The sequence below is a fragment of the Pseudomonas marginalis genome (assembly GCF_001645105.1).
Taxonomy (GTDB): Bacteria; Pseudomonadota; Gammaproteobacteria; order Pseudomonadales; family Pseudomonadaceae; genus Aquipseudomonas; species Aquipseudomonas petroselini.
The window spans coordinates 7,004-19,091 of sequence record NZ_LKEG01000061.1 but is presented as its reverse complement, the minus strand read 5'-3'; the positions used below and the strand labels follow the sequence as shown (position 1 = coordinate 19,091).

The 12,088-nt window shown below is 61.4% G+C and carries 14 protein-coding genes; 6 read left to right on the top strand and 8 right to left on the bottom strand.

Annotated features, from left to right (window positions below; translation table 11 throughout):
- Positions 1-241: 241 nt before the first annotated feature.
- Positions 242-1,162: a ParB/Srx family N-terminal domain-containing protein gene (locus AO064_RS29260; RefSeq protein ID WP_064055440.1), complete on the bottom strand. Its 921-nt coding sequence runs from the start codon at positions 1,160-1,162 to the stop codon at positions 242-244.
- Positions 1,163-1,260: 98 nt separating this feature from the next.
- On the opposite strand from AO064_RS29260, the gene AO064_RS29255 reads away from it, so the two are divergent.
- The 3 genes from AO064_RS29255 to AO064_RS29245 all read left to right on the top strand — a co-directional run bounded on the left by AO064_RS29255 (position 1,261) and on the right by AO064_RS29245 (position 2,689).
- Complete coding sequence (locus AO064_RS29255; RefSeq protein WP_003210675.1) at positions 1,261-1,635, top strand: YajD family HNH nuclease; 375 nt, start codon at positions 1,261-1,263, stop codon at positions 1,633-1,635.
- A gap of 167 nt (positions 1,636-1,802) precedes the next feature.
- Positions 1,803-2,270 (top strand): RNA methyltransferase, encoded by a 468-nt coding sequence (locus tag AO064_RS29250; protein WP_003189607.1) that lies wholly within the window; start codon positions 1,803-1,805, stop codon positions 2,268-2,270.
- Between the two features lie 68 nt (positions 2,271-2,338).
- Positions 2,339-2,689, top strand: coding sequence for a YgaP family membrane protein (locus AO064_RS29245; RefSeq protein ID WP_012722814.1), 351 nt, complete (start codon positions 2,339-2,341; stop codon positions 2,687-2,689).
- Between the two features lie 69 nt (positions 2,690-2,758).
- Here AO064_RS29245 and AO064_RS29240 read toward each other — a convergent pair whose 3' ends face one another.
- Positions 2,759-3,979 (bottom strand): hypothetical protein, encoded by a 1,221-nt coding sequence (locus AO064_RS29240; protein WP_064055439.1) that lies wholly within the window; start codon positions 3,977-3,979, stop codon positions 2,759-2,761.
- Between the two features lie 13 nt (positions 3,980-3,992).
- Positions 3,993-4,442 carry a YcgN family cysteine cluster protein gene (locus AO064_RS29235; protein ID WP_003172524.1) on the bottom strand — a complete coding sequence of 150 codons (450 nt, stop codon included), beginning with the start codon at positions 4,440-4,442 and terminating at the stop codon, positions 3,993-3,995.
- 153 nt (positions 4,443-4,595) lie between these two features.
- On the opposite strand from AO064_RS29235, the gene AO064_RS29230 reads away from it, so the two are divergent.
- Positions 4,596-5,180 carry a nitroreductase family protein gene (locus tag AO064_RS29230; RefSeq protein WP_012722811.1) on the top strand — a complete coding sequence of 195 codons (585 nt, stop codon included), beginning with the start codon at positions 4,596-4,598 and terminating at the stop codon, positions 5,178-5,180.
- A gap of 125 nt (positions 5,181-5,305) precedes the next feature.
- Here AO064_RS29230 and AO064_RS29225 read toward each other — a convergent pair whose 3' ends face one another.
- From AO064_RS29225 to AO064_RS29205, 5 genes are all read right to left on the bottom strand, one after another.
- Positions 5,306-6,238, bottom strand: coding sequence for a D-2-hydroxyacid dehydrogenase (locus AO064_RS29225; protein WP_012722810.1), 933 nt, complete (start codon positions 6,236-6,238; stop codon positions 5,306-5,308).
- A 107-nt stretch (positions 6,239-6,345) separates the two neighbouring features.
- Complete coding sequence (locus AO064_RS29220) at positions 6,346-6,639, bottom strand: YcgL domain-containing protein (protein ID WP_003189597.1); 294 nt, start codon at positions 6,637-6,639, stop codon at positions 6,346-6,348.
- Positions 6,636-7,769, bottom strand: a complete 1,134-nt coding sequence (rnd, locus tag AO064_RS29215) for a ribonuclease D (RefSeq protein WP_012722809.1) — start codon at positions 7,767-7,769, stop codon at positions 6,636-6,638. The genes AO064_RS29220 and rnd overlap by 4 nt, the downstream gene beginning before the upstream one ends.
- A gap of 122 nt (positions 7,770-7,891) precedes the next feature.
- Positions 7,892-8,491: a class I SAM-dependent methyltransferase gene (locus AO064_RS29210; RefSeq protein ID WP_046036821.1), complete on the bottom strand. Its 600-nt coding sequence runs from the start codon at positions 8,489-8,491 to the stop codon at positions 7,892-7,894.
- Between the two features lie 101 nt (positions 8,492-8,592).
- A complete protein-coding gene (locus AO064_RS29205) occupies positions 8,593-9,963 on the bottom strand; it encodes a glutamine synthetase family protein (protein ID WP_064055438.1) in 1,371 nt (456 codons plus the stop codon).
- A gap of 343 nt (positions 9,964-10,306) precedes the next feature.
- On the opposite strand from AO064_RS29205, the gene AO064_RS29200 reads away from it, so the two are divergent.
- Together AO064_RS29200 and AO064_RS29195 are read left to right on the top strand one after the other, a co-directional pair.
- Complete coding sequence (locus tag AO064_RS29200) at positions 10,307-11,077, top strand: transporter substrate-binding domain-containing protein (RefSeq protein WP_064055442.1); 771 nt, start codon at positions 10,307-10,309, stop codon at positions 11,075-11,077.
- Positions 11,078-11,127: 50 nt separating this feature from the next.
- Complete coding sequence (locus tag AO064_RS29195) at positions 11,128-11,967, top strand: cache domain-containing protein (RefSeq protein ID WP_043204951.1); 840 nt, start codon at positions 11,128-11,130, stop codon at positions 11,965-11,967.
- Positions 11,968-12,088 lie beyond the last annotated feature (121 nt).

The window sequence follows — 12,088 nt, the reverse complement described above, 5'->3', positions numbered from 1 at the left end:
GATACCGAGGCCCCGATGGCGCTGAATCAGTCACCTGATGAATCGACTGACACACCGCTATCGGGGGCAAGCCCCCTCCCACACTTTGATCGCGTGGCAACAGTCAGATTGCAGTCAGCCGTTAGGCCGCCAGCGGGAGCAAGCTCCCTCGCCACAGGTCCAGCCCCATACCTGTACGGTGAACCTCATACACCCAGGTGCCCAAATCACAGCCAAACCAGCCCCCACATTTCGCCCCGCATCAGTTTCGAGATTTGCGGTAATCAATCACATACGGCACTTTTTTGTCGAAAGTCTTCTCCAGCTCATCGCGGTCCAGCTTGGTCATACCGCCCAACTGCTGGGCAGTAAACCCGCTGTCACCGACCTGTGCCCCCGGCGCCAAGCTGACCATCCGCTTGGCCACCGCCTCAATGGCGTCGCTATAGCCGCCCTTCTTGTTCAGGTTGAAAGCCCCCAGGTCGATCTGCGTGCGCAACCAGTTCCCCCAGTAAAACTCCAGAAACTCCGGCGCAACTTCGCCAGCATCAGGCTTCCCATAAGCAGCCTTACGAGTGAAATACACCAGGCTGCGAAAGGTGTCGTCCTGCAGATGCTTGAACCCCAGGTGAGCCGGCAACTGCTCAGGCGGCAGGGCCTGGCCTTGATTGTCCTTGAGCCAGACTTTGCGCGCGGCCTGCATGCGCTGCCAGAAACGCTGCATGTCCGGGCTGTTGCTGAAGTCATCCGTAACCTTGACCCACATTTTCAAGCGGGGACCGCCGCCGGGCACCTCCCACAAGGTGGTGAAGCTGTGGTGACCGTCGGTCAGGTACAACTGGCCACCGGGGCCGACCACCACGGTTTTCATGTCCTCGGGATGGCTGCCCACCGGGTCCTTGCAGGTAAAGCTGGCAGGCTTATGCAGGTCGGCGCCCTTGGGGACTTTATCCGCCTCGCCCTGGCCATTGGTTTCACAGTATTCATCAAAGACCTTGGCAGGCTTGTCGGCAAACAGCCCGAGGCTGTAGTAAATCTGGTCAAACCCCACCACAGCCTGGGTCGGGTGCAATTGTTCGAGGGCCACCTCGATCACCTGCCCAGGCTGGGGTATAGAGAATGCCTGGGCGTGGGCAGCCATCCCACACAGCAACAATGCAACAGTCCATGAATGCAGACGCATGAGTTTCAAATCCTTATCGATAAAGTGAAGCGGTTATTTACAACGCGAGCGGCTAGAATCAACCCTATCCGTGAACCATCAAATAGCCAGGAGCCATGATGAGCTCAACCAACCCGCCCTCCCACACCGCCAAGCTGGACCGCATCCTCGCCGATGCCCAGCGCGACCGGGAAATGGGCTACCGCGACAAAGCCTTGAAGATGTACCCCCACGTGTGCGGCCGCTGCGCGCGTGAGTTTGCCGGCAAACGCTTGAGTGAACTGACCGTACACCACCGTAACCACAATCATGATGACAATCCCCAGGACGGTTCCAACTGGGAGTTGTTGTGCCTGTATTGCCACGACAACGAGCACTCGCGTTATACCGACCAGCAGTATTTCGGCGAAGGCTCCACCAGCAGCCCGACGATTGCCAAGGCCACGCATAACCCGTTTGCGGCGTTGGCGGGGTTGATGAAGAAAGACGACTGAATGGGGTAAGCGGGCTAGCGCTGCGCAACAGCCCCAATAAAGCCAGGTAAACAGGCGGTAATTGGCGTTGGGGCCGCTTCGCGCCCCAGCGCGGGGCAAGCCCGCTCACCACATTGTTTAGGCCAATCCCCGTATAATCGCCGTTTTTCTCCAAGGCACCCTTCCCCGTGGGCAATAAACGCTACAGCTGCATCGGTCTGTATAACCCCAAATCCCCCGAAAACGTCGGCTCGGTCATGCGCGCCGCCGGCTGCTACGGCGTGGCCTCGGTGTTCTACACCGGCGTGCGTTACGAGCGCGCCCGGGACTTCATCACCGACACCAAGAAAGTCCACCACGACATTCCGCTGATCGGCATCGATGACCTGAAAAAGATCCTGCCGCTGGGCTGCATTCCCGTTGCTGTGGAACTGGTGGAAGGCGCCCGCCCGCTGCCGGAGTACACCCACCCCGACCGCGCGCTGTACATTTTCGGCCCGGAAGACGGCTCCCTCGACAAAGAGATCCGCGACTGGTGTGAAGACGTTGTGTACATCCCGACCACCGGCTGCATGAACCTCGCCGCCACCGTCAACGTGGTGCTCTATGACCGCCTGGCCAAGGGCAACAACACCCGCTCGGGCCCCAAGTACTGATTTTTTGGGAACATCCGGCGCCTGCGGGCAGTCAGCTATTTATCACTAGCCCTTGTTGGAGACAGACCATGAGCGACAGCAAAACCTTGCGCCCTATCATCGAGCACACCCCGTTTGAACCTCAGCCCACGCAAAACGTGCACGGCTGGGAACGTATCGGCTCGGTGGCCGGTGGCGTGATCATGGTTGGCAAAGGCCTGCGCCGTGGCGGGCTTTTCGGCTTGATCCAGATAGCGATCGGCGGCGTGGCGCTGGCACGTGGCTTCACTGGGCACAGTTCGCTCAAAGACAAGCTGGAACAGGGCCGCCATGAAATGAACACGGTGCGCACGAAGATCGAACGAGCCGGGGAAGAGTTGAAGAACTTGAAGACCAAGGCCGAAGTGGCGGTTGAGAAAGCCACCAAAACCGCTGGCTGACGCCACGCTCAACGAGATTGAAGATCCCACGGTGGGAGGGGGCTTGCCACCTCCCACCGTGGTTTTGCGTCAATGCAATAATTTGGAATCCAGCACCACTGACGACTCGCCGATGATGCTCTCGGCCAGTTGCACAAACTCCGCAGTGGTGATGCTGTTTGCCCGCATCACCGCTTGCGCGAGGTCATCCAGTGAACGCTTGTTATGGGTCTTCACGCGGATCTCGCGGTCCAGCTCCTGCAGCACCACCACCGCCCGTGACACCGTCGTGCCGCTGACGTGTTCGCCACGCAGGCTGGTCACATCCTTGCCTTCCTTGGCCAGGCGCGCCTGTATCGACTGATACCGCTCATCGGTGATGCCCCCGGCTCGGCGCACCAGTTCAATGGCGTAATAGTCGGCCAGGCCTTCGCTGATCCAGTCACTGGTGTCGTGGTCATTGAAGCGGCCAATCGCCTGCACCACTTCACGCACCAACGGGCTGCTGCCGTTTTCGCTGACCAGCGGCGTGCGGCTGTTGAGGTAGATTGAGTCGCGTGCCGAGAACGCCCCACGGCGCATCGGGTCGCTGGCGCCCACCACCAGCAGCTTGGCCGGATGCCGCGGGAACGCGGCTTCCACCTGAGGCCAGACGAAGGTCAGCAACGTCAGTACATCCATACGGCGCATCGCCTGGCCCTTGGGCGAGGCCACGGTGACTTCCGTCTCGCCCAGGCGCACGCGGCGGCTGCCGAGGTTGCCGGCGAGCATCCAGCCGGTGGGCCGGTCGAACAGGCGCGAGACGTTGTCGATACGGAACGTGTTCTTGCCGATGCGCGGCCAGGCGGTCTCGACGCTTTTCCAGCCGGCCGGCAGCTCGAACACCAGGCGCGAGACCAACTCGACGCCATCCTGCTGGTCAAGCCGTGCGGTTGGCACCAGGTCTTCACCGCGAAACAACGCCCAGCTCGGCGTCATGCGCGCTTCATAGATACCCGGTTTGCGCGCATGGGTAAGGCGCACGCGGTAGGTCAGGCTGGCTTTGCTGGCGCTGGGCTGCCAGAGGCCACGGTGCTCGTTGATGCTCCACTGGCCGTCGGCCTTGAAGTCGCTGTAGTCGCCATCGCGGCCCAGGTCGAAGTTCAGGCTGCGTACCGCCGAGCCCTGGGACAGGCTTACACGTACCTCGGCCTGATCGCTCTGGGGCAACAGTTTGACGTGATAATCCAGGTCGACTTTCTTTGCGCACCACGCCGGCGTGCTCAGCGCCAGCAGCACCACAGGTACCGCCAGTTTGAATCCCCCCCTCATACCCACTCCTTGTTCAGCCCGCGCGGAAAATCAGGTAATCCTCCCAGTCATCCTCGGGCACGCTGCCTTCGCTGAGCATGCGCCCGGACTGGGAAATACGTTCATGGTGCACGGCGTCGCGGTCGCCGCAGACCAGGTGGTGCCACAGCGGCAGGTCCTTGCGTTCGCTGACCAACCGGTAGCCGCAGGTCGGCGGCAGCCATTTGAACTGGTCGGCCTGGCCCGGGGTGAGTTGGATGCAGTCCGGCACCGACGCACGGCGGTTGGGGTAGTCGGTGCACTGGCAGGTTTTCAGGTCGAGCAGCTTGCAGGCGATACGCGTGTAATAAACGCTGTTGTCGTCTTCGTCCTCAAGCTTTTGCAGGCAGCACAGGCCACAGCCGTCGCACAACGACTCCCACTCCTCCTGGTCGAGGTGTTCAAGGGTTTTGCGTATCCAGAAAGGTTCGACTTTGGCGGCCATGGCTCTACATCAGTATCGGTAGGTGAAAAGGCCGCCAGTCTAGTGCCCACGGCGCCTGGAACCAAGCGCTAGCGACTGGCGGTGTAACAACACTTGTCAGTCTAGTGGCCGCGCAGTAGCTTTGAGCGCCGAATTGACGATCAGGAACTGCTCATGACCCGTGTTGCCGACTATCCGATCCACACCCAGTTCACCGACCGCTGGTCGCCTCGTGCCTTCACGGGCGAGAGCATCTCCCAGGAAACCCTCCTGAGCTTTTTCGAAGCCGCACGCTGGGCACCTTCCGCCTACAACTCGCAGCCGTGGCGTTTCCTCTACGCGCGCCGCGACACGCCGGACTGGGAGCGTTTCCTCGGTTTGCTGAATGAATTCAACCGTGGCTGGGCCCAGCATGCGTCGGCCCTGGTGATCATCGCCTCGAAAACCGACTTCATCGCCCCCGGTGCCACGGAAGAAACCCCGGCCCTGTGGCACACCTTCGACACCGGTTCCGCGTGGGGTCACCTGGCGCTGCAAGCCAGCCTCAGCGGCTGGCACACCCACGGCATGGCCGGCTTCGATCAGGAACTGACCCGCAAAGAGCTGAAAATCCCGGAAGGATATGCACTGCATGCCGCCGTGGCCGTGGGCAAGTTGGGCGATAAGTCGACATTGCCTGAATACCTGCAAGGCCGCGAAACACCCAGCCCGCGCAAGCCGTTGAGCGAGCTGGTGTCCGAGGGTGATTTCAGCCTCTAAGCCTGACGCAATCCGAACTGTGGGAGGGGGCTTGCTCCCGATAGCGGAGTGACAGTCACTGATTGCTTTGACTGATCCACTGCAATCGGGAGCAAGCCCCCTCCCACATTTGGAGTTGTGTTGTGTCAGTAACCGCGCTCGAAATCCACTTCGCCGCGCAGCGCTTCCTTGGCCTCATACGCCCGCAGGTTTTGCACAAACAGCTCCACCATCAACTCCGGCGATGTCGGCGCCGAGCTGTGCCCGGTCAGCAGCAGACCCCAAGCGGTCCAGAACGGATGACGCTGCGGCAACGGCTCCTGCCGGCAGACGTCGATCACCGCGCCCGCCAAATGGCCCTCTTTCAACGCCTCGACCAGGTCGGCATCGACCACCGCTACTCCGCGCCCGACGTTGATGAACAAGCCGGTCGACTTGAATTGCTTGAACAGCGCCGCGTCGTACAGGTCATGGGTACTCGGCGTGTTGGGCAGCAGGTTGATCACGTAGTCCACCTCCCCCACCAGCCGGCCCAGTTGGTCGAGCCCGGCCACTTCGATAAACGGCGCCTGTTCGCGTGCGGTGCTGGCGATGCCGTACAGCTTCACGCCAAAGGGCAGCAGGAAATCGGCAACACGCTGACCGATATCGCCGGTGCCGACGATCAGCGCCTTGCGCCCCGCCAGGCTCTGGCCCATGCGGTTGTCCCATTTACGTTCGACTTGGCTGACCAAACGCGCCAACACTTCGCGCTCGTGCCCGAGCATGTAGGTGAGGACAAACTCGGCCATGACCTGGCCAAAGATGCCGACTGCACGGGTCAGGCGGTAATCGCGGGGCAGGCCTTCGGCCAGCAACGGGGTGATGCCGGCCCAGGTCGATTGCAGCCATTGCGGATGATGGCCTTGACGCAATAACGTCGCCAGCAGGTCCGGCTGGCCCAGCCATACCGGGCAATCGGCGGCCAGGCGTGACAGCTCGGCCGAGTCGCCGCTGGTCAGCACTTCCAGGTCCGGTGCCGCCTCGCCCAGTAATTGGGCGTAGAGCGGGTGATCCTGTTCAGCAATCAGAACACGCATGCTTAAAACCTTTCAAAAACAGTACGAGCGGCCGCCCGCATCCTTACGGCCACCGCTCACTTATACGATTCCATTAAAGCAAGTACCCCGAACGGGGCACGGATCGATCACATCGGGTCGTTGCGGCGCAGCAGCTCTTCGGGCAAGTGTTCGATGTACTCGTCCTCGGCCGGCGGCATTTGCAGGTGGTAGCCCTGCTTGTCGAGGTTTTCCAGGACCACGGCGATGTCCTCGCGGGACAGTTTGCGCTCGGGCGTCAGCACCATGTCGAACGCGTGATGGGCCTTGCCGAAGGCCTCCATCAACGGTTCAGGCACCCGCTCCAGGGCATCGCTTTTCAGCACGTAGAGGTACATCCCGTCTTTTTTCTTGCTGCGATAGATGGAGCAAATACGTTTCAAGGCTGTTCTCCGGCAGTGGCCAGGCTGTCGAGCAGCGCCTGGCCCATCAACTCGCGGCGCCAGCCACGCAGCGAGTCTGGCAATTTATAAGGCCCGTCGGGGTAGCCACTTTTGACCAGGGCCTCCAGGGTTTTCTTGCGCAGCATCAGTTCCGGCGCCATGTCCAGGCGCTCGGCGAACGTTTGGCCCAAGGCGCGCAGTTGCTTGATCAAAGCGGCGGCATCCACCGGCAACGGTTCGGCAACGGCGGGCGGCCATTGGTCCATCGGCACGCTGCCGGCCCGTTTGATCAGGTCCAGCAGGAACTGGCCGTCCTGACGCACGGTGCGCGGGTGCATGTCTTCGATCTTGCCCAGGGCGGCGAGGTTATCCGGCTGGGATTTGGCCAGGGGCCACAACGAGTGCTCACGAATGATACGATTGCGCGGCAGGTCACGCGCACGGGCTTGCTGCTCGCGCCACGCGCACAGTTCACGCAGCACGGCGAGTTGGGCACGCGACAGTTTCCACGCCAGCTTGGCATCGCGGTACACCTCGTACGGGTCGACTTCGCGGCGCAGGTTGGCGACCAGTTCGGCACCGTCGTCCAGCACCCAGGCGTACTTTTCGTCGGACAGTCGTGGACGCAAACGCGTGTAAACCTCGGCCAGGTGCACCGCGTCTTCGGCGGCGTAGCTGATCTGCGTCTCGGACAGCGGCCGCTGCAGCCAGTCCGAGCGGGTCTCGCCCTTGGGCAGCTCGATATCCAGCACGGCTTGCACCAGGCGCGAATAGCCCATGGAAAAACCGAGGTTCAGGTAAGCCGCCGCCAATTGGGTGTCGAACAACGGCACCGGCAGGCTGCCGGTCAAGCGCAGCAGCACTTCGAGGTCTTCACTGCACGCGTGCACCACCTTGATCACCGCCGGGTTTTCCAGCAAGGCGGCCAGGGGTTGCCAGTTGTCGATGGTCAGGGGGTCGATCAGGTAAGCGCGTACGCCATCACCGATCTGGATCAGCCCGGCAATGGGATAAAAGGTGTCGACCCGCATGAATTCGGTGTCGAGGGCGACGAATGGCAACTGCTGCCATTCGGCGCAGTGCTGGCCGAGGCTATCGTTGTCGCAGATCCAGTGAATATCGATGGCCACACGGCTCTCCCTTGAAGAATGGCGCGCAGTATATATCGCGAAAGGGACTTGCGAGCATTCGCAGTGCACAGGCGACCATGAAAACTCAGACAGGAGGTGAAGAATAGTCCGACAGGCGGGACTTATCCTCTCTTACGTAACACATAGACCCGCCACAGGCTTGAGCCCGGCATGAATTCCTGATGATGCAGGACCTTGAAGCCGGACTGGCGAAACTCGTCCTCTACGGCGGTACGAGAAGGCACGGAGACAATCACCGTGTCGCGGCTGACCCGGTGAAACTCGCGCAGCAACGCCAGTCGCCCTTCGCTGCTGGGTACATGGCGAAACAATTCCAGGCAGAAAATGCAGTCCACCGCATTCGCCGACAACCCGATGGAAAACGCCGAGCCCTGGAACGTCTTGACGCGCTTGAGCAACGACACGGGGTGGTGGGTGCGAGCGTGGTCGAGCATGTCCTGGGAATTGTCCGAGGCCAGGATCACCCGGTTGACGTGTTCGGCCAACACCGGCCAGAAGCGCCCCGAACCGCAGGCCAGGTCCAGCAACAGCCCGGGTTCACCGGCGACTTTCAGCGCCTGGCGCACCATCCATTCGTCGCGCCACGACGCCAGGCGCTGTCGCAGCCCGGGCGGATGTGTTTCGCCGCAGACCCTGGCGTGCTCACGGTCGCAACGCTCGGCGTATTCGATCTCGATGGAGGAAGGTGATTGTGGCGACATCGCGGGCTCATGTGGGTTGAACGGTAGTGAACGACCTTGATTCGCAGCTTAACCACTGCAATGTCAAAAAAAGGTCGAAGCCTTCACTGCCGTAAACCTGATCACGCCGGGTGCAGGTACCAACGCCAATCCTGCTCGCCCACTTCGCCCATGAACTGACGGTATTCGGCGCGTTTTACCGCCAGGTACACGCCGAGGAATTCACTGCCGAATGCCTCTCGCGCCCAGCGTGAATCTTCAAGGGCACGCAGGGTGGTCAACCAGTCGGTGGGCAGCAACTCCTTGGCCTGGGCGTAACCGTTGCCTTCTACCGGGGCGCCGGGGTCGCGTTGTTCACGGATGCCGCGATGGATGCCGGCCAGGATCGCCGCCGCGGCCAGGTAAGGGTTGGCGTCGGCGCCGCAGATACGGTGTTCGATATGCCGGGAGTTGGCCGGCCCGCCCGGTACGCGCAGGCTGACGGTGCGGTTGTCCACGCCCCAAGTGGCGGCCAGCGGCGCGTAGCTGTTGGCCTGGAAGCGGCGGTAGGAGTTGGCGTTGGGGCAGAACATCAATAGTGAATCGAGCAAGGTGCTGAGCATGCCGCCCACCGCCTGGCGCAGCAGCGGCGTGCCGTCGGTGGCTTCGCTGGCGAACAGGTTGTTGCCCTCGGCATCCGCCAGGCTCACGTGCATGTGCATGCCGGTGCCGGCCAGGTCGTCGAACGGCTTGGCCATGAAGCAGGCGGTCATCCCGTGTTTATGTGCCACGCCCTTGACCAGGCGTTTGTAGCGCACGGCTTCGTCCATGGCTTGCAGGGCGTCGGTGCGATGCTCCAGGGTGATTTCCACTTGGCCCGGCGCGTATTCGGAAATCGCCGTGCGCGCAGGAATGCCCTGCAGCTTGCAGGCGCTGTAGAGGTCGGCGAGGAACGGCTCGATCTGCTCCAGTTCGCGCAGGCCGTAGACCTGGGTCGAGCGCGGGCGCCCGCCATCCACATCGCGCGCCGGTTGCGGGCGGCCATTGCTGTCGAGCTTCTGGTCGAGCAGGTAGAACTCCAGTTCCGCCGCCATCACCGGGTAATAACCATCGGCCTTGAGGCCGTCGATCACCTTGACCAACAAATGCCGGGGGTCGGCCACGGTGGCGGGCAGGCCTTCTGTCGGGTGCATGCTGACTTGCACCGCTGCAGTGGGGATCAGCCGCCACGGCATGCGCTGCAAACTGCCGCTGATCGGGTAGGCGCGGCAGTCAATATCGCCCACCTCCCAGACCAGCCCCGAGTTTTCCACGTCGTCGCCGTTGATGGTCAGGCCAAGAATGGTGCTGGGCAGCGGCCGACCACTCTCATACACCGCCAGCAACTCATCGCGGTGCAACAACTTGCCGCGCGGCACGCCATTGTTGTCGAGGATAAACAGCTCGAACATTTCGATGTCCGGGTGTTGTTCGAGGAAAGACTGGGCTTCGTGCAGACTGGCAAAAACACTCATGGGCATTCTCATACGTATGTGTCGGGCAGGCGCACAGGCGCGCGCCATCCAGGGGATGGATCAACGTAGGAATAAGGTGTCTGGTGGGCGTGCGTGTCGGCAGTGGAACAGGGCCCAGAACGCGAGATCGGACGGCAGTGTCGCGGGGTGAGTGTCGGAGGAGCCGTCCATGCGGGAATCACAGTGCGAGAGATAAGCGCGAGCGTCACACGCCTGTATAGGTGTTTAAATCCAGGGTTGACGGAGTTTGGTTGCAGCTTGGCTAAACATTCGACGCACCTTGCCACCCTGCCCCGCGCTGGAAATAATGAGCGCCCTCGACATGCTCCAAGGACTCGACCGCATGAAAGCTCTTTTAGCCCTGTGTGTACTCGGTCTGGCGACCAGCGCCCTGGCCGACACCGCCCCCTCGCGCCTGGACGAAGTACTCCAGCGCGGCACGCTGGCGGTGTGCACCACCGGCGACTACAAGCCTTACACGTCCCTGCGCGCCGATGGCAGTTATGAAGGCATCGACATCGCCATGGCCGAGTCCTTGGCAAAAAGCCTCAACGCTAAAATCCAATGGGTGCCCACTACGTGGAAAACGCTGATGCCGGACTTCCTGGCCCAGCGCTGCGATATTGCCGTGGGCGGAATTTCGGTGTCCCTGGAACGCCAGAAGAAAGCCTTCTTCAGCCAAACCCTGGGCGTCGACGGCAAGATCCCACTGGTGCGCTGCGCCGATGTACAACGCTATCAAACCGTCGAGCAGATCAACCAGCCCCAAGTGCGCGTGATCGAACCGGCGGGTGGCACCAACGAAGTGTTCGCCCGCACCCATCTGGGCCAGGCGCAAATACGTTTGCACGACAACGTGACCCTCTTCGACGAGCTGCTGGCGGGTAAGGCCGACGTGATGATCACCGACGCCAGCGAAGCGCGTTACCAGCAAAAACTCAAGCCAGGCCTGTGCGCGGTCAACCCGGAGCGACAGATGCAGTACAGCGAAAAAGCCTTTTTGCTGCCGCGTGATGATGTGGCGTGGAAGAGCTATGTCGACCAGTGGTTGCACTTGAGCGTGGCCACCGGGGTGTATGACGGCATTGTTAATCAATGGCTGGCGGCGCCTTGAGCCACAGGCGTCTACGCTGTGGTCACACCAACAATAACGAGGGATGGGCCATGAAGGGATTGCTCCGACTCACCTGGCTGCTGCTGTTGTGTTTCAGCCAGGTGCACGCCGCGACGACTCAGGACGAGGACGCGCAGGCGGCCAAGGCATTGCTGGAAAAAGCCTTGGCTTACTACAAGAGCAACGGCGACAAGGCGTTTGCCGCCTTCAGCCGGCAGGGCGAATTCGTCGACCACGACCGCTATGTGTTCGTGGTCGACACCCAGGGCGTGTTGCTGGCCAGTGGTGGGCCCTCCTCCGCCTTGATCGGCCGCGATGTGTCTGAAGTGCTCGGCCCGGATTTGCGTGAGTCGTTCAAGGACGCGCTCAAGCGTCCGGAAGGCCAGGGCATCCAGCAGGCCGATTACCGCTGGCAGAACTGGAACGATGGCAAGGTCGAGCATAAACACGTGTTTTATCAGCGTGTGGGCGAACGCATCCTGGCGGTGGGTTATTACTTGCCTCGGGCCACGCCGGAACAGGCCAGGGCCTTGCGCAACAAGGCGGTGAACGCGTTGCTCAAGGATGAAAGCGGTACGCTCAAGGCCATTAACTCATTGCAGGGGGGGTTCTTGCAGGATGATCTCTATGTGTTTGTGGTCGACCTGAATACCCAGCGCTATGTGGCCCATGGCACTAATCTGCGGCTGGTGAATACTGACTTCAGCAAGATCAAGGATCCGGATGGCAAGCCGGTGGGGGAGCCGATTCTCAGGATGATGGCGGAGCAGGATCAGGGGGAATACAAGTACCGTTGGAAGAACCCGGTGACTGACAGGGTTGAGAATAAGCATGCGTATGTGCGCAAGGCTGGGCATTTTATGGTGGCGGTCGGGTACTACAGCCCTTGATGGGGCTTTGAAACGATGTCCTGTGGGGGGGCTCGCACCGGGGCCTAACGGCCGACCTGGATGTTGGATCAGACTGAGTACATATCCGTTATTCAGGTAACGGCCACTGTTGGTTCCGCTC

What these genes read in the sequence shown, in the direction of transcription:
- AO064_RS29260 (WP_064055440.1), bottom strand. Translation starts at nt 1,162, where the DNA reads ATGCGTCTGCATTCATGGACTGTTGCATTGTTGCTGTGTGGGATGGCT.
- AO064_RS29255 (WP_003210675.1), top strand. Translation starts at nt 1,261, where the DNA reads ATGAGCTCAACCAACCCGCCCTCCCACACCGCCAAGCTGGACCGCATC.
- AO064_RS29245 (WP_012722814.1), top strand. Translation starts at nt 2,339, where the DNA reads ATGAGCGACAGCAAAACCTTGCGCCCTATCATCGAGCACACCCCGTTT.
- AO064_RS29240 (WP_064055439.1), bottom strand. Translation starts at nt 3,979, where the DNA reads ATGAGGGGGGGATTCAAACTGGCGGTACCTGTGGTGCTGCTGGCGCTG.
- AO064_RS29235 (WP_003172524.1), bottom strand. Translation starts at nt 4,442, where the DNA reads ATGGCCGCCAAAGTCGAACCTTTCTGGATACGCAAAACCCTTGAACAC.
- AO064_RS29230 (WP_012722811.1), top strand. Translation starts at nt 4,596, where the DNA reads ATGACCCGTGTTGCCGACTATCCGATCCACACCCAGTTCACCGACCGC.
- AO064_RS29225 (WP_012722810.1), bottom strand. Translation starts at nt 6,238, where the DNA reads ATGCGTGTTCTGATTGCTGAACAGGATCACCCGCTCTACGCCCAATTA.
- AO064_RS29210 (WP_046036821.1), bottom strand. Translation starts at nt 8,491, where the DNA reads ATGTCGCCACAATCACCTTCCTCCATCGAGATCGAATACGCCGAGCGT.
- AO064_RS29205 (WP_064055438.1), bottom strand. Translation starts at nt 9,963, where the DNA reads ATGAGTGTTTTTGCCAGTCTGCACGAAGCCCAGTCTTTCCTCGAACAA.
- AO064_RS29200 (WP_064055442.1), top strand. Translation starts at nt 10,307, where the DNA reads ATGAAAGCTCTTTTAGCCCTGTGTGTACTCGGTCTGGCGACCAGCGCC.
- AO064_RS29195 (WP_043204951.1), top strand. Translation starts at nt 11,128, where the DNA reads ATGAAGGGATTGCTCCGACTCACCTGGCTGCTGCTGTTGTGTTTCAGC.